The organism is Pantanalinema rosaneae CENA516, assembly GCF_050753385.1.
Taxonomy (GTDB): domain Bacteria; phylum Cyanobacteriota; class Cyanobacteriia; order Leptolyngbyales; family Leptolyngbyaceae; genus Pantanalinema; species Pantanalinema rosaneae.
Genome location: NZ_JBLZFZ010000043.1, coordinates 1 through 15,307, shown reverse-complemented (window position 1 = coordinate 15,307; position 15,307 = coordinate 1). Strand labels below are relative to the sequence as shown.

Sequence of the window (15,307 nt, the reverse complement as noted above, 5' to 3'; positions counted from 1 at the left end):
CCTATGGCAAATTGGTTCAGTCGGGCTGAAGAGTTTGCCTACCAGGGGGATTGGTCGAATCTGTCTCAGTGCTTACAGCAACGCCTGGGCACAGATTCAAAGACGGAATTAACTCCGGACGATCGCGACACCATCCTGCCACTGGCTATACAAGTTCTGCAATCCGGTGATTTTCAGGACTGTTGGGAGGTTGCAAAGGTATTCCCTGGCTTGGGTCGGATGGCTGTGCCTGCTTTGGTAGAGTTGCTGCGGGACGAAGATGCCGAGTTAGAAGTTCGTTGGTTTGCCGCCCGCATCTTGGGAGAACTGGGAGAGCCGACGGCCATTCATGCCCTGGTTGATTTGCTGCAAACCACTGACGATGAGGATCTGAGTAGAATTGCCGCAGAGGCGTTAGCCAATTTGGGCACCTCGGCGATCGCGGCGTTAGCCAGTTTGCTCCCCCAACCGGAAGCCCGGTTATCGGTGGTACAAGCTTTGGCACAAATTCGCCATTCCGACATTATTCCACCGTTATTAACGGTGGTTGATGATGCCCAACCGACGATCCGCGCCCTAGCGATCGAAGCCTTGAGTAGCTTCCATGATCCGCAAATTCCGCCGGTTTTAGTGGCTGCCTTATCTGATCCGGTGGCAATGGTGCGACGAGCAGCAATTAGTGGATTAGCGGTACGATCGGAACTTGCCAACGAACTCAATCTCGAACATCTACTGGCCGATCGGCTCTGGGATCTTAATCTGGGAGTGTGCCAGCAGGCTGCTACTGCCCTGGGACGATTAGGGACGGATGCGGCAGTCAAGGCGTTATTTCGGGCATTGCAGGGAGCCAATGTGCCAATTGCACTTCAGGTAGAGATGGTTCGTGCCTTAGCCTGGGCAGGCACAGATGCCGCCCTCGAAACATTGCAAGTGCTGTTAACGACCCCCCTACCCTCCGAGTCACCTGAGCGCTTGTATCAGGAGATTGTCACGATGTTAGGGCGGTGGTCAATGGTCGATCGCCAACCGTTGGTAGCTCAAACGCTAGTAGAGTTTTTGAACTCGAATCATCCCACGATTGAGTTAATGCCAATTAAAGCGGCGATCGCGCTGGCATTAGGGCAACTCCAGCAACCGATCGCCGTAGAACCATTAATTCAGTTGTTAGCCATTGATGATGCGGGGGTACGCTTACATGTAATTGCCGCCTTAAAACAGTTGACTGCCCATAATGTCCAGCGGCGCTTAACAGAGATGTATGGGAGCCCGACAACTGCCGATGCTTTACGGCAGGGATTAGCGATTGCCCTGCAAGAATGGCAAGTTGAACTGCCCCACTATTGAATCGATCCAAGAACGTGGTACTATCCCTCTGCTAAAGTATCTAATTCTGCGCTGCCTCTTGTCAGTACGGCTCGGAATACGGGAAACTGACGCTCAGTGCAATTTATTGATAATTCCCTCTCTGGGTAGTCCTGGTTCCACCAGAATTTGGTCAACAGTTAAGCAGGCATGACCTTTGTCATCATCTGCCTCTGTTCCGGTTTAGCCCCATTCATGCCCTGATAATTAATTCTTTAGAACTGCCGAGACTTCTCTGGATCCTTAATCCATGCCATTTCAATATTCCCAGCGTCGAACTAAAATTGTCGCCACTATCGGGCCAGCGACCAGCAGCCCTGCCGTTCTACGGGCTTTGATTGAAGCCGGTGCCACGACATTACGGTTGAATTTCTCTCATGGCACCCATGAAGACCATCAGCGCAGCATTCGCCTGATCCGGCAAACCTCCTTTGAGTTAAACCAACCTGTGGGGATTTTGCAGGACTTACAGGGACCGAAAATTCGCCTGGGACGGTTTGAAAATAGCTCGATCGTCTTGAATAAGGGCGATCGCTTCACGCTAACCAGTAACCCGATGGTAGGCAACCAGGAGATGAGTTCGGTCACCTATGATTTGCTGGCGGATGAAGTGCCAGCGGGTGCCACAATTCTGCTGGATGATGGCAAGGTGGAAATGCGGGTGGAAGAGGTCGATCAAGCTAATCGCGCCCTGCATTGCTCTGTGGTTGTAGGTGGAGCCTTATCTAACAACAAAGGGGTCAATTTCCCTGGCGTTTATTTATCGATTAAGGCGTTGACAGACAAGGATCGCCGTGACCTCACCTTTGGTCTGGATCAAGGGGTTGACTGGGTGGCACTGAGCTTCGTCCGTAACCCTCAGGATGTACTGGAAATCAAAGAATTGATTGCTGCTGCCGGGAAGCAAGTGCCTGTAATTGTCAAAATTGAAAAGCACGAAGCGATTCAGGAAATGGAAGCCATCCTATCCATTAGCGATGGCGTGATGATTGCGCGGGGGGATTTAGGGGTGGAACTACCCGCCGAAGATGTGCCAATTCTGCAAAAACGCCTGATTGCTACCGCCAACCGCATGGGGATTCCAGTGATTACGGCAACTCAAATGCTGGATAGTATGGTGCATAGTCCCCGACCGACCCGAGCGGAAGTGTCGGATATCGCCAACGCGATTCTCGATGGGACGGATGCTGTGATGCTCTCGAATGAAACGGCAGTGGGTAAATATCCGATCGAAGCCGTGGAAACAATGGCACGGGTAGCGGCTCGGACGGAGCAAGAAGCGCCGAATCGTACCTTTGAGGAAAGTGGGCGATCGATTCCGAATGCGATTAGTCAAGCGGTGGGGCAAATTGCGGAACAACTGGAATCAGCGGCAATCATGACCCTGACCAAAACTGGAGCCACTGCCCGCAACGTCTCGAAATTTCGTCCGAAAAAACCGATTTTAGCCGTGACTCCCCACGTCGATGTGGCTCGTCAATTGCAACTGGTTTGGGGTGTGAAGCCACTGCTGGTACTGGATTTACCGTCTACAGGGCAGACCTTCCAGGCGGCGGTCAATGTTGCTCAAGAGAAGGAATTGCTCAAGGAAGGCGATCTGGTCGTGATGACGGCTGGTACCCTACAGGGGGTGGCGGGTTCCACAGATTTGATTAAAGTCGAAGTGGTCACTGCCGTCCGGGGTAAGGGGATTGGGATTGGTCAAGGTTCGGTTAGTGGCAGAGCTAGAGTGGTGCATAGTGGCTTTGAAGCCAGCCACTTTAATGCGGGAGAAATTTTGGTAGCGCCGTCTACCAGTGTCGATCTGGTCGATGCGATTCGGAAAGCGGGTGGCATTATTACCGAAGATGGTAGCCTGACCAGCCATGCCGCCGTGATTGGTGTCCGGTTGGGGGTTCCCGTCATTGTCGGGGTGAAGAATGCCACAGCCGCGATCCGAGATGGGGAGATCATTACCCTGGATATGCAGCGAGGCATGGTTTACTCGGGTACCACAACCGCGAACCAAACGGATGCGGCTTTGACATTAGGTGCTGTCAGTTAAGGGATCAGGGCGATCGGGAATTAATGCAACTCCTGATCGCGACTCGATTTCGCTTAAACGCCTGTCCCCAGGGATGGGGTTTGGGGGGAGGGCGGTAAACCGGATGAGCCGAAGATCGGGGTTGGATCAAGTCCAGTAATTTGCTGAAATTGGTCTGGCGCGATCGTGCTAATGATCGGTTGCGATTGCCAGTTGGCTAACTGCTCATGCACCCGAGTCAGAAATGCACAGCCGCGTGGAATGGGAATTTGCCACCAGCAATTTACCAGCGTTTCTACGAGCGCTAATTCAATTAAAGGGGATGGATACTGCTCCAACAGGCTGGCTAGGTGTTCATCAAATGCCTGGTCATCTATTCCCCTGAGTTGATAACTGCTGACAATATGTTTGACTCGCTGTTGTCTTAGCTGTTCTCCGATGTGCATGAGAACCTCAGTTGCCACTTATGCGGATGGTTTATCGGCGGGTTGCCCTTTCAGGCGCTGAATGGTCAGTTGAACTCCCAGTCCAAATAGCCCGATCGTCGCCATGCCGAAGATGCCAGTTCCCAACGCTGCCATCCCAACAATTAGGGTACGCACAGCGGCTGTAATCCGCCGAACTAACAAGCTATCGGTATGAATCCCTTTTGCCGCAAAAGTTTGCACAATGGACATGGTGAGTAAGTATAGAACCACCGCGATCGCGCCTGCAACCACGGCTCCCAACCAGCACCGCCAGGGAGATAGGGGTGGCATCCCAGGTTTGGCTGGCGGCATCTCGGATTCGGGAGATTGAGGCAGATCACTCATAAGCGATATTGATGGGAGGTCGTTCGCAGTCCGGGTAGTTCTCATGATCTAGAATCAGTTTAACCCGTCTGACTACTTGCATTGTAGGGTGGAATGCTTCAGGATGCCGGAGATGAGTCAAAGAAACTCGCTATTTTACGACTTGGATGCCAGTGGGATTAAATTTTGCTACCCAGATCTCCAAGTCGGGGTCGGCAATCCGTTCCCTCACTTGTTGATGAATTTGGTGAGCCTGGTCGGGGGATTCTGCCAGGGCAAATACCGTTGGGCCGGAGCCAGACATCATTGTGCCTAGCGTTCCCAGTTGTTGGAAGGTTTCCCGCAATTGCAACACTTGAGGGTGCGCGGGTAAAACTACCTTTTCCAGATCGTTATATAAATGTTGACCAATCTGGCTACCATTGCGCTGAGCGATCGCGCTAACAATTGCACCGGAATGAATTTTTTGTCGTCGGCACTCTAGATCATCTGGGGCACAGAGATAGGAACTACCAAACTGTTGGCGATAGGTTTTATACGCCCAGACGGTAGATACCGCCAGACTGCGATACTTGGCTAACACCAGATAAATTTGATCGAGATCCGGCAATGGATCTAGCTTTTCACCGCGCCCCGTAGCCAGAGCCGTCCCACCCGCGATACAAAATGGTACATCGGATCCCAGTTGTGCCCCTAACTCCTGCAACTCAGACAGCGTTAAACCCAATTGCCACATTAGATCAATGCCAACCAGGACAGCCGCTGCATTGGTTGAACCCCCTGCCAGCCCGGCTCCTACGGGGATCTGTTTGCGAATCGTGATATCGACAGCGCCATAGCGAGCGAAGGCATCAGGAAACCGTTGTCCCATTAACTCCGCTGCTCGGTAAGCCAAATTGCTGCGATCGCCAGGGACTAACGGATGATCACAATGCACTCGAATCAGGTCTGTACCATTTGCCCGTAACTCAATTTCATCGGCAAGCGTCACGCTTTGCAATACCATGACTAGCTCATGAAAGCCATCTGGACGATCGCCGAGGATTTCTAAATATAAATTGATTTTTGCGGGTGCCAGTAGAGTGTAGGAGCGCATAACGCTGGAATCAATAATTGGTAATTCAGCCCAAACCTAAGATTAACGCAAAATTGGCAAGAATTTAGTAACAGACAAATTAAGAATTTAATCTGTTTAGAAATTGCTAATTTAAGTTAGGTTTCCGGTGACTCTGCAAGACCAGAACTTTGAGCGATGGCATGATTATCGGCTGAAAAACGATCGCTTAAAGCGATCCATTGTTCGACACTCAAATCCTCAGCTCGCACTTGCGGATTAATCGCTAATTCTGTTAACCATTGATTGAGTTGCTCAATCTCAATCAAACTTTTCAAATTATTCCGCAGCATTTTGCGCTTACTACTAAAGCCTAATTTGACTAGCTTTTCTAATTGAACTGGATCTTGGGCAGGATTAGGCAGCGATCGCGGTCGTAATCGAACTACGGCTGAATCAACTTTAGGTGGTGGCTGAAAGGCTTTGGCAGGCACATCACAAATAAACTCACAGGTTGCGAGATACTGTACGCGCACCGATAGCGCTCCAAAATGGGTCGATCTCGCTCTGGCACAGAGCCGTAAAGCCACTTCTTTTTGCACTAATAAAACAATCGCGTCAAAGGGCTGGGAAACAGGATTGGAGATCGTGCCTAACAGCTTTTCTAAAATGGGTCCCGTAATGTTATAGGGAATATTTGCGACTACTTTATTCGGCTGGTTGAAAGCAGGTAAGGGAGCTAGTACCTCGGCTAAATTGAGTGATAAAAAGTCACCTTGCAGCAGTAAAAAGTTCTCCTGCTTGCCTAATTTTTTAGCTAAAAGCGCACAAAGATCGCGATCGATTTCGACGGCAATGACAGACTCCGCCGCCGTGATTAACCGCCGAGTTAGGACACCCATGCCGGGGCCAATTTCTAATACCCGATCGCCCCTCTGACCCGTGGCAGAATCACCCGATTGTAACTCTGCCGCCGCCACAATTTTGTCTAACGCTTTTTCGCTGCGTAACCAATGCTGCCCAAACTGTTTACGAGGTTGCGGCACAATGTCTTCCTAATTGCTGCACTATTCTGGTAGTCCCAGTAATTCACCATTGCCGGGAACTACTTCTGCGATCGCCCAAGCTGCCAGATCCTGAGCTTGGAACCATTGCAGTGTGGTATCTACCTGCTCCGGCGGCACCAACACCACAAATCCAATTCCCATATTAAAGGTGTTAAACATCCCAGCAGGACTAACATTACCAGTGCTTGCCAACCAATGAAACAGGGGGGGGACAGTCCAAGCCGCAGGATTGACTCGAATCGCCTGACCCTGACCTAAACACCGAGGTAAGTTTTCGGGCAAACCGCCTCCCGTAATATGCGCCATGCCATGAATACTCATCCCCGATCGCAGGGCTGTCAGAATGGGTTGCACATAGATTCGGGTTGGCGTTAATAGGGCTGCTCCCAAAGTTTTTCCGTTCAGTTCCTCTGGGCGATCGTTGAGGTCGATCCGATGATCATCAATAATCTTGCGAACCAAACTAAAGCCATTACTATGAACCCCCTGGCTGGCGAGTCCGATCGCCACATCCCCGATCTGCACCTGAGAACCATCTAAAATCTGGCTTTTTTCCACAATCCCTACACAGAAGCCGGCTAGATCATATTCTCCCGGTTGATAAAATCCTGGCATTTCAGCCGTTTCACCCCCCAGCAGGGCACAACCCGACTGCCGACATCCCTCGGTAATGCCGGATACGACCTGTGCCAGTTGCTCGGAATTGAGTTTTCCCGTTGCCAAATAGTCGAGGAAAAATAGCGGTTCTGCCCCACAGGTCAGGACATCATTAACGCACATCGCGACTAAATCGATGCCTACTGTGTCATGGCGATCGAGGGTATGAGCCAATTTCAGCTTTGTCCCGACACCATCGGTTCCCGAGACTAAAACGGGTGACTGATATCCCGTTGGGAGTTGAAATAACCCACTAAAGCCACCCAATCCGCCCAAGACTTCCGGGCGGGTGGTGCTGTCTACCATCTGGCGGATCCGCTGCACAAATGCTCGCCCCGCCTCAACATCTACTCCTGCTTCCCGATATTCCATGTCAAAGCGTCCACCAGTGGTCATTGCAGAGAGTATTGTACCCAACCAGCTACGCTCTCCAACCAAATTGCTGGGGAATCTAAATGTTCCCCTGGGAGGATGGCAAATTTCGATCGAGACACACAAACAATATAAAGTTTTGATGAAGTTTTGATGAAGCTTCCGAAATGACGAAAATCGCTGAAATGCTTTCTAGGTATGGATTAAACCCTGTTTATTGACTATGAAGTTTCGATAAAGTTTTGGGGATCTTCAGTACCTCCCTGATCCCCGAACCAAAAAGTTCGTGATAGTCTGTTGCAGTTCTAAACAAAGCCGGAGTGAACACGAAATGAGTTTGAGTTAGCGACGGAACTTTCATGGTTCGACCCGTCCCACTGGCTCAATCTCGCGTTTGAAGTGCTATTCACACATGGATTTATGAATCGAAAACTTCTGAGCGGTCTAACCGCAACCCTGTTGATTGCGACTATGGGTACATTACCCAGCCTCGCGAATCCCTCCGAATCGACCCGTGTAAATTCTGAGGATCCGCTGAATCCCACTCCCCCGGAGGCTACTTCCAGTCAATCGGCTGAAAGCCCCGCCCCCAGGTTGGCAGCAACTCCCGCCGATGCGGCAGATGATGTGGTAAAAATCGGTGAGCAAACACCTCAAAGCACCCAGAGGACATCTGATCAGGGCATTGCCAAAGTCCATCCCCATCAGATCAACGGGCAAAAAGTAGCCACCCTCTACGTTCGTAACATCCCAATTCTCACCTTCGTGGGTTCTGCCCAAATCGCCCAGACGGATGTGAAGATGGGAACCCAGATTGATACTTCGACTGCACGAACCCTGACTGCTCAACCGAAGTCGCTTGATCGTTCCAGTGTTTCCGATTCCGACGCTTCGCTAGCCCGTAGGCTAGAGCCATCACAGAATTCTTCCCTCAACCCATCCAGTCCTGCTAACTCTGACGCAACGGCTAGTGCCGAAGTTCCCCAGGATGATCCCGTTTGGCGGGCAACGGAAATCGCTGCTAAAATTAACCAACTGAATCGCGATGGTGTCGATGCCAATACCATCACTGTTAGTTGGGATAATTCCACCACGCTAGACCGGTCTAGCGATCGCTATTTGATTAAAGTCGGTGAAACTGCTCTAGCAACCATCGATCGCCAAACTATTCTGCCGGATACAACGCGTAACCTAGAAGTGGATGCTTTGCAAGCTACGAATCGGTTACGGCGGATCTTAGGCAATGCCGATCCGTTGCAGAGTGTATCTGGTAAACCGGCGGCATGGCGGCAACCGATTTCACTGGGGCCGCTACGAATCCAACCCACTGGGATGGCATCCTGGTATGGGCCGGGATTTAATGGCAATCGGAGTGCCAGTGGTGAAATTTTCAACCAAAATGCGCTGACGGCGGCTCACCGGACTTTGCCCTTTGGCACCAGAGTGCAGGTGACGAATCTGGATAACGGTCAATCCGTAATTGTCCGAATTAACGATCGCGGTCCCTTCCACGGTAACCGCATCATTGATTTGTCGATGGCGGCTGCCCGTGTCTTGGGGTTGCTTGGTTCTGGAGTTGCCCCTGTCCGCTTGGATGTGGTTAACCAACCAACACTAACGGCTGGGAACTAAAGGCGGATTTGTTCGGCGGCTAGTCCTTGTAACAGTTCAGTGGTTTCTATGGCTTTGCCCTGTATTAACACGCCGAAATTCCCTAACCCCATCGGATTGGCTAACAGGTGCAAAGCGTCGCGACGGCGGAGTGTGGTTTGGATCGTTTGAATATCAGTGGCTTGGGACTGGCTGAGGGCGGCAATCCGATCTCCCAGTCCTAATGCCATGAGAAACAATCCCTGCCGAGTGAAACCGATCGTGGATAATCCACACTGTTCTCCTTGTCGCATCAAGGCTGTGAAATCAATATGGGCGGTGATATCTTGCTGCCCTACATAAATATAGGGATCGGAATGATGGGCATGGTGGTAGTAACACTGCAAGGTGCCCTCGTTCCGATTGGGATGGTAGTAGCGATCGCTGGTGTAACCATAGTCGATCGTTAAAACATACCCGTGCTTTAAGCGATCGGCAACGGTTGCCATCCAGTCTAATGCCGCCAGATTGACTTCGCTGCGATAGCCCGATGGGTAGCGGGATGATAACAGATCAATGTCAATCAATTGAAAGTAATCGGCTAAGCGGGAGGTGGAGAGATCACCAGTCACTTCGGTAAAGGTGCGATCGCCGGCGGCTGGCTGATTGGCTACCGTGACATACACTTCTCGCAGTTGCCCAGACTCCACCATGACCTGATGCACCGGTAAGGCATCCACTAATTCATTGGAGAAAAAACAGCCAATAATTGACTGGGATGGAATCTCGGCAAAGGTGCGCCAACTCAGAGACAATCCGCCTGTTTGCAGATCGTGTAATTGGCGTTGCTGTTCGGTAATCAGAGCCGCTGCCCGTTCCACAATCATGTAGTTGAGACAGGCATAGAACTCAGGATAGCGATCACGCAAATAGTGGAGAATATCTGCTGCCAGTAATCCCTGACCCGCCCCCATTTCTACCAACGTAAATGGCTGGGGGCGTTGCATGATCTGCCACATTTGCACAAACTGCTCTGCCAACAATTCTCCGAAGTCGGCTCCGAGATGGGGCGAGGTAAAAAAGTCTCCCTGCGCTCCAATCTGGTTGGCGGTGGCGGCATAGTATCCATATTGGGGATGATACAGTGCCAGATCCATATAGTCGGCAAACGTGATTCTGTGACCAGACCGCTCAGTGATTTGTTGGCTGATCAGATCACTCAGTGTGATGTTGTTATTGGCATTCACCTGTTTTACTTGATCCACCTGAGATTATGGCTTTGATTCGGATACAGGTGTAGACCTTGACCAGCAGATTGCTCACTACTGGTAAATGTGTTTGCAGATTGGGTAAAACCCATCATAAGATGGTTCACTTAGCTCAACACCACACTCCCCGATCTCGTACCAAACAGCTAAACTGCCAGCATTGCAACTTGACAATTATTCGCCTTGGCTGGCGTATTCACTTTGATTCGCCTCAAATGCGATCATAAACTGAGCATGAGGTTGGGTTTCTTTCAGCACTTTCAGATAAGCTTCAGCATCATTGCGACGACGGAACCGAATGACGGCGAGGTGCTTTAAGTTAGGCAGTAGCTTATTAATAACCCAGGGATTCAGGCGTTCTTGGTAGCTCATAGTTCGGTAATTTGGCTAATGGGATAATTGATGACGGAACCTTTCAGGCGATCGTAGCGTGACTGGGTTGGAGCCTCGAAAACACTGTATATAGGCTCCCCTGAAAGTGACACTACTATAGATAGCGGTTTACGCTCCAAACTGCAAAGGATTTTACAATTCCATACAATTGCCTGACAAGGTGTAGAACAAGGGATTTTGGCGACCGATCGCAATGTCATGCAAACAAGACTGGGGAACTCACGAAAAATCACCCCAACCGAGTTTTGGACATTGAAAACCGCTATACAAGACAAGCCAACCTGATGATTCTAATGTGCTAAGGACTGAAGCTTGAGCCCTCAGAACGGAATCACCGGGGAGCTAACGATATAGCTTGGGCGGACTGGATCAGACTCTAAAGTGCAACACTCTAGCAGTCTTGCCAACAGCAATGCTCAAAGAAGAACGCGGAACGAGAACCAGCGATTTATGACCAAGTGCAAACTCTGCAACTGAATCAGCCACCCCTCGAACGGTTGAGTATTTGCTGTGCCTGGAGAAGCCGGACGATCTGGACAACACCAGTCTTGCCGAAAATTCGCTCTCCGGGGACACGAACTCTTCGCCTTCCTCGTTCCTGAGGCTCGTTCAAGAACCGACAAGAACCATTCAGACGAGACATTAACCTGTCCCCCATAGAACTATACCGGATCCGGACGAATTTTGTTTATTGAGTTTTACGGGATTTGATTGCGGAACGTTCTCCAATATAGCGAGGTTAAAATAATGCTCAGAGATTAAGCGTAAGCTTGCCACCTACCCCCAAAACCTGCTAGAACGTTGGGCGGATTGCAGCTAAAGCCTGGACATTTATCCTAAAAACTAATGAAAATTGCCATCGTTGGGTGTGGATTTGTTGCTGACTATTACGTGAAAACCCTGGCGGCTCATCCTGAGTTGGAGTTAATGGGGGTGTTCGATCGCGTTCCCGAACGTCTGACTCATTTCGCTCAATTTCACAAAGTGTCCGCCTACCGATCGCTAGAGGAACTACTCAATGACGATCGGGTGACGATCGTCCTGAATCTGACCAATCCCCGTAGCCATTACGAAGTCTCTAAAGCCTGCCTGGAAGCAGGTAAGCATGTGTATTCCGAAAAGCCATTATCAATGGACTTGGCAGAAGCAGAGGAGTTGGTCAACTTAGCGGAACAGAAAGGTCTATTAATATCCTCGGCTCCCTGTAGCTTGTTGGGTGAAACGGCGCAGACGATCTGGAAAGCCCTGCGGGAAAATCAAGTGGGTAAAGTCCGAGTGGTGTATGCCGAGATGGACGATGGTCTGGTGCATCAGATGGCGTACCAGAAATGGGTCAGTGAATCTGGCATTCCCTGGCCGTATAAAGATGAGTTTGAAGTGGGCTGTACGCTGGAACATGCTGGATACTATGTCACCTGGTTAGCTGCCTTTTTCGGACCTGCCGTGAGTGTGACGGCGTTTGCCTCCTGCCAAATCCCGGATAAGGTGAGCGATGTGGTACTTGATCCCCCTGATACTCCCGACTTTTCGGTGGCTTGCATCAAGTTTGCCTCTGGGGTGGTGGTTCGCCTCACCTGTAGCATCATTGCACCCCACGATCACACCCTGCGGATTATTGGAGATGATGGCATTCTCAGTACCAAAGATTGCTGGTATTACACCTCGCCCGTTTATATTCAACGGATGATGACGATTCGCCGCAAAACCTTAATGAACCCGTTAAAGGAGAAGTATCCGTTAGTCAGTGGTGGGGCAGCGTCTAAGTTCAAATATAAGGGTTCCCAGCAAATGGACTTTAGCCGAGGGGTTGCTGAAATGGCACAGGCGATTAAGGAACAGCGTCCCTGTCGGTTATCGGCTCGTTATTCCTACCATATTAATGAGATTGCTTTAGCGATTCATAACGCGATCGGCACAGGCACCGCTTGTAAGATTCACTCCACTTTTGAACCGATCGCTCCCTTACCCTGGGCAGTTTAATGATCTGTTGCAGAGCTTGAATCGACAGAAAGATTTGCCGTAAGGTGGAAACCGCAATCACCAGCACCGATCAACACTACAGTTATGCCAAAACCGATTCGTTGGGGAATTCTGGGAACGGGGTTTATTTCCGGGCAATTTGCTCAGGGCTTGCAGTTATTACCGGATGCGGAGTTGCGGGCGATCGGCTCTCGTACCCAAACGGCGGCGCAGGAGTTTGCCCGTTGCTTTAACGTGCCCAGAACCTATAGTCGCTATGAAGAATTAGTCAAAGACCCCGACATTGATGTGGTGTATGTGGGTACGCCCCATCATCGGCATCAAGCCGACTGCCTGATGTGTTTAGAAGCGGGGAAAGCAGTGGTCTGCGAAAAACCGTTTATGTTGAATGCTCAGGAAGCGCGGGAGGTGATTGAACTAGCCCGAGCCAAACAACTGTTTTGCATGGAAGCGATGTGGATGCGGTTTATGCCGTTGATTCAACAGGTGCAAACGCTGATTAATAGTGGTGAAATTGGCACAACTCGCTTGTTAACCGCCGATTTTGGCACCGCAATGGCGTATGACCCCAAGAGTCGCTTTTTCAATCTGGAATTAGGCGGTGGGGCATTACTCGATCGCGGCGTGTATCTGTTATCCCTGGCGATTCGGTTATTTGGTACTCCTGAGAGTGTGGTCAGCCAAGCCACGATCGGCGAAACCGGAGTGGACGAACAATCGGCGATCGTCCTGAAATTTCCGCAGGGGCAATTAGCGACTTTATCCTGTAGTTTGCGTTCCTACAGTACGAATGAAGCGGTGATTGTGGGCGATCGGGGCAAGATTGTGATTCATGAACCGTTTTACCGTCCACATCGCATTTCGGTGATGCAGTCGCCGGAACCAGTGGCATTAACTACAGGCATGGTGCATTTCAAACCGGGCTTGAAACAAAAGCTAAAACAGCATCCCCTGGTACAGCGATTTAAGGGACTATTAATGCCACTAGTGCGTAAATCGACCACGATCGTGGAACCGATCGCGGGAAATGGGTTTGGGTATGAAGCGGCGGAAGTCATGCGTTGCCTGAGAAACGGCGAACTGGAAAGCCCACTGATGCCGTTGGATGAAACCCTGCGAATTATGGAGACAATGGACTTGATCCGGAGTCAGTGGAAGTTGAAGTATCCGCAGGAAGAGTAGAGGGCAGAGGATGGGGGAGATAGGGAGATAGAGAGGATGGGGAAATAGGGAAGATGGGGAGGTTTTGCAAGCGGGACTAACGCAATCGGGGTGAAGGATTGAGTCGATCGACCTTGTTGCTGTGGCAAGGATGTTGACTCGAATCTTTCACCCCGATTGTTCAAACGGCGATCGGGATCCCGATCTCTGAGCGACTTAAGCTGTGACTTCTTCAGGAGCCGGTTCTTCCGCGATCGCCTCTGAAGTTTCTTCAGTCGCTTCGGTTGCGACTTCTTCGGCTTTGGGTGGTTGTGGTTTAGCCGGTTTCGGACCACGCATTAAAGCGGGATTGATGGCTTGGGGTTTTTCATCTTCATCCCGACCTTTGCCTTTCCCGCGACCTTTGCCTTTGCCACCTTTGTCCCGCCCCCGAGCCGGACGTTCACGTCGTTCCTCAGCAGATGGCAAGCTAGAAGCTCCCTGACCCTCGGCTGATTCAGCCTTTGCCAGCCGTTCCGATTTCTTGATTGGACGCTCTACCATATTGATTCCCCGTTATCTACTTGTATGCTAGCTTGCGGTAGTGCCATCCAGAGGATTTCACCCCAAAAGGGTAGTGTACCCTAAAACCAGCAGGTTTCTGTTTAGGATTCCCATCCCAGATGCCGCCGCAGCGATCGCCGCATGATCTCCACAGGAGCGGGCTGTTGCAACCAGATGGTGAATGCTGCCGCTCCTTGCTGGACTAGCATTTCTAAGCCATCGATCGCGACGAGTTGCCGTTGACTGGCAATCTGTAAAAACTGGGTCGGGTTGGGGGTATAAATCAGGTCATAGGCGATTGCCTGGGCGGGTAACAGCGCAATCGCATCGGCAGCGAGGGGCGAATCGTTGACCTGGGGATACATGCCGATCGGAGTCGTATTTACCAATAGCGTCGTTTGAGGTAATAATTCCGGTAACTCCTGCCACAGATGGGTTTGGAGATTCACTGTCAGTGGGGCATGGTTCCAACTTTGCTGAAATTGATTCAATTTTTGCCGATCGCGTCCCACGACATGGATTTGCGGACAGCCTAACTGGGTACAGCCGACGACCACTGCCCGCGCAGCGCCACCATTGCCTAAAATCACCACCTCTGCCTGCGTCCAATCCTGCTCCAGGGCTTTTAGGGGAGCGATGAATCCCTCTACGTCTGTATTGGTACCGCGCCAGCCGGATTCAGTCTGCCAAACGGTGTTGACGGCTCCGACAGCTTGGGCGATCGGGGACACCGCCGTTAAGAAAGGGATGATCGCCTGTTTGTGGGGAATTGTCACACTGAAACCTTGCAGATCGATCGCGGCAAATCCCGTCATGGCTGAAGCCAGATCAGCGGGTTGGACGGGCAATGGTAAATAGACATAATCCACACCGAGGTCAGCGATCGCCGCATTATGCATGACCGGGGAGAGAGAATGCTCGATCGGATGACCAATCACGCCCAGAAGCTTAGTTTTACCAGTGATCACGGCAAGAACGGTGGGGAGAGGGGGAAGAAAGGGAGCAGGAGAGTTTACGAGATTGATTCGGTTTGGGGAGAGTCCGGGGGCTGTCTCTTATACACATCT

At 50.9% G+C, this 15,307-nt stretch carries 14 protein-coding genes; 5 read left to right on the top strand and 9 right to left on the bottom strand.

Annotation, left to right across the window (positions count from 1 at the left end; genetic code table 11):
* Window positions 1–3: 3 nt before the first annotated feature.
* On the top strand, window positions 4–1,323 hold the full coding sequence (locus ACN4EK_RS21830; RefSeq protein ID WP_431660361.1) for a HEAT repeat domain-containing protein: 1,320 nt from the start codon (window positions 4–6) through the stop codon (window positions 1,321–1,323).
* Window positions 1,324–1,591: 268 nt separating this feature from the next.
* Window positions 1,592–3,385 carry a pyruvate kinase gene (gene pyk / locus ACN4EK_RS21825; RefSeq protein WP_431660359.1) on the top strand — a complete coding sequence of 598 codons (1,794 nt, stop codon included), beginning with the start codon at window positions 1,592–1,594 and terminating at the stop codon, window positions 3,383–3,385.
* Window positions 3,386–3,438: 53 nt separating this feature from the next.
* On the opposite strand, the gene ACN4EK_RS21820 is transcribed toward pyk, so the two are convergent.
* From ACN4EK_RS21820 to purM, 5 genes are all read right to left on the bottom strand, one after another.
* Window positions 3,439–3,810, bottom strand: a complete 372-nt coding sequence (locus ACN4EK_RS21820) for a hypothetical protein (RefSeq protein ID WP_431660357.1) — start codon at window positions 3,808–3,810, stop codon at window positions 3,439–3,441.
* 18 nt (window positions 3,811–3,828) lie between these two features.
* Window positions 3,829–4,176: a DUF3082 domain-containing protein gene (locus tag ACN4EK_RS21815; protein WP_431660355.1), complete on the bottom strand. Its 348-nt coding sequence runs from the start codon at window positions 4,174–4,176 to the stop codon at window positions 3,829–3,831.
* Between the two features lie 130 nt (window positions 4,177–4,306).
* Window positions 4,307–5,251, bottom strand: coding sequence for a 4-(cytidine 5'-diphospho)-2-C-methyl-D-erythritol kinase (gene ispE, locus ACN4EK_RS21810; RefSeq protein ID WP_431660354.1), 945 nt, complete (start codon window positions 5,249–5,251; stop codon window positions 4,307–4,309).
* 116 nt (window positions 5,252–5,367) lie between these two features.
* On the bottom strand, window positions 5,368–6,255 hold the full coding sequence (gene rsmA, locus ACN4EK_RS21805; RefSeq protein ID WP_431660352.1) for a 16S rRNA (adenine(1518)-N(6)/adenine(1519)-N(6))-dimethyltransferase RsmA: 888 nt from the start codon (window positions 6,253–6,255) through the stop codon (window positions 5,368–5,370).
* Window positions 6,256–6,276: 21 nt separating this feature from the next.
* Entirely contained in the window at window positions 6,277–7,329 is a 1,053-nt protein-coding gene (gene purM, locus ACN4EK_RS21800) for a phosphoribosylformylglycinamidine cyclo-ligase (protein ID WP_431660351.1), read from the bottom strand.
* A gap of 396 nt (window positions 7,330–7,725) precedes the next feature.
* Here purM and ACN4EK_RS21795 point away from each other — a divergent pair, with 396 nt between their 5' ends.
* Complete coding sequence (locus tag ACN4EK_RS21795) at window positions 7,726–8,937, top strand: septal ring lytic transglycosylase RlpA family protein (RefSeq protein ID WP_431660350.1); 1,212 nt, start codon at window positions 7,726–7,728, stop codon at window positions 8,935–8,937.
* Here ACN4EK_RS21795 and ACN4EK_RS21790 read toward each other — a convergent pair.
* Both ACN4EK_RS21790 and ACN4EK_RS21785 read right to left on the bottom strand, forming a co-directional pair.
* Window positions 8,934–10,160 (bottom strand): class I SAM-dependent methyltransferase, encoded by a 1,227-nt coding sequence (locus tag ACN4EK_RS21790; RefSeq protein ID WP_431660348.1) that lies wholly within the window; start codon window positions 10,158–10,160, stop codon window positions 8,934–8,936. The genes ACN4EK_RS21795 and ACN4EK_RS21790 overlap by 4 nt on opposite strands.
* A 177-nt stretch (window positions 10,161–10,337) precedes the next feature.
* Window positions 10,338–10,535, bottom strand: a complete 198-nt coding sequence (locus tag ACN4EK_RS21785) for an immunoglobulin domain-containing family protein (RefSeq protein WP_431660347.1) — start codon at window positions 10,533–10,535, stop codon at window positions 10,338–10,340.
* 867 nt (window positions 10,536–11,402) lie between these two features.
* On the opposite strand from ACN4EK_RS21785, the gene ACN4EK_RS21780 reads away from it, so the two are divergent.
* The gene (locus ACN4EK_RS21780; RefSeq protein ID WP_431660346.1) at window positions 11,403–12,536 is read left to right on the top strand and encodes a Gfo/Idh/MocA family protein; all 1,134 of its coding nucleotides are present in this window, start codon (window positions 11,403–11,405) and stop codon (window positions 12,534–12,536) included.
* Window positions 12,537–12,620: 84 nt separating this feature from the next.
* The gene (locus ACN4EK_RS21775; protein WP_431660344.1) at window positions 12,621–13,718 is read left to right on the top strand and encodes a Gfo/Idh/MocA family protein; all 1,098 of its coding nucleotides are present in this window, start codon (window positions 12,621–12,623) and stop codon (window positions 13,716–13,718) included.
* Window positions 13,719–13,913: 195 nt separating this feature from the next.
* On the opposite strand, the gene ACN4EK_RS21770 is transcribed toward ACN4EK_RS21775, so the two are convergent.
* Both ACN4EK_RS21770 and ACN4EK_RS21765 read right to left on the bottom strand, forming a co-directional pair.
* The gene (locus ACN4EK_RS21770) at window positions 13,914–14,240 is read right to left on the bottom strand and encodes a hypothetical protein (RefSeq protein WP_431660342.1); all 327 of its coding nucleotides are present in this window, start codon (window positions 14,238–14,240) and stop codon (window positions 13,914–13,916) included.
* A 101-nt stretch (window positions 14,241–14,341) separates the two neighbouring features.
* The gene (locus tag ACN4EK_RS21765) at window positions 14,342–15,208 is read right to left on the bottom strand and encodes a shikimate dehydrogenase (RefSeq protein WP_431660341.1); all 867 of its coding nucleotides are present in this window, start codon (window positions 15,206–15,208) and stop codon (window positions 14,342–14,344) included.
* Window positions 15,209–15,307 lie beyond the last annotated feature (99 nt).

Excerpts from the sequence above, each read along its gene's own strand:
- ACN4EK_RS21830 (WP_431660361.1), top strand. The coding sequence starts at position 4 with ATGGCAAATTGGTTCAGTCGGGCTGAAGAGTTTGCCTACCAGGGGGAT.
- pyk (WP_431660359.1), top strand. The coding sequence starts at position 1,592 with ATGCCATTTCAATATTCCCAGCGTCGAACTAAAATTGTCGCCACTATC.
- ACN4EK_RS21820 (WP_431660357.1), bottom strand. The coding sequence starts at position 3,810 with ATGCACATCGGAGAACAGCTAAGACAACAGCGAGTCAAACATATTGTC.
- ACN4EK_RS21815 (WP_431660355.1), bottom strand. The coding sequence starts at position 4,176 with ATGAGTGATCTGCCTCAATCTCCCGAATCCGAGATGCCGCCAGCCAAA.
- ispE (WP_431660354.1), bottom strand. The coding sequence starts at position 5,251 with ATGCGCTCCTACACTCTACTGGCACCCGCAAAAATCAATTTATATTTA.
- purM (WP_431660351.1), bottom strand. The coding sequence starts at position 7,329 with ATGACCACTGGTGGACGCTTTGACATGGAATATCGGGAAGCAGGAGTA.
- ACN4EK_RS21795 (WP_431660350.1), top strand. The coding sequence starts at position 7,726 with ATGAATCGAAAACTTCTGAGCGGTCTAACCGCAACCCTGTTGATTGCG.
- ACN4EK_RS21785 (WP_431660347.1), bottom strand. The coding sequence starts at position 10,535 with ATGAGCTACCAAGAACGCCTGAATCCCTGGGTTATTAATAAGCTACTG.
- ACN4EK_RS21780 (WP_431660346.1), top strand. The coding sequence starts at position 11,403 with ATGAAAATTGCCATCGTTGGGTGTGGATTTGTTGCTGACTATTACGTG.
- ACN4EK_RS21775 (WP_431660344.1), top strand. The coding sequence starts at position 12,621 with ATGCCAAAACCGATTCGTTGGGGAATTCTGGGAACGGGGTTTATTTCC.
- ACN4EK_RS21770 (WP_431660342.1), bottom strand. The coding sequence starts at position 14,240 with ATGGTAGAGCGTCCAATCAAGAAATCGGAACGGCTGGCAAAGGCTGAA.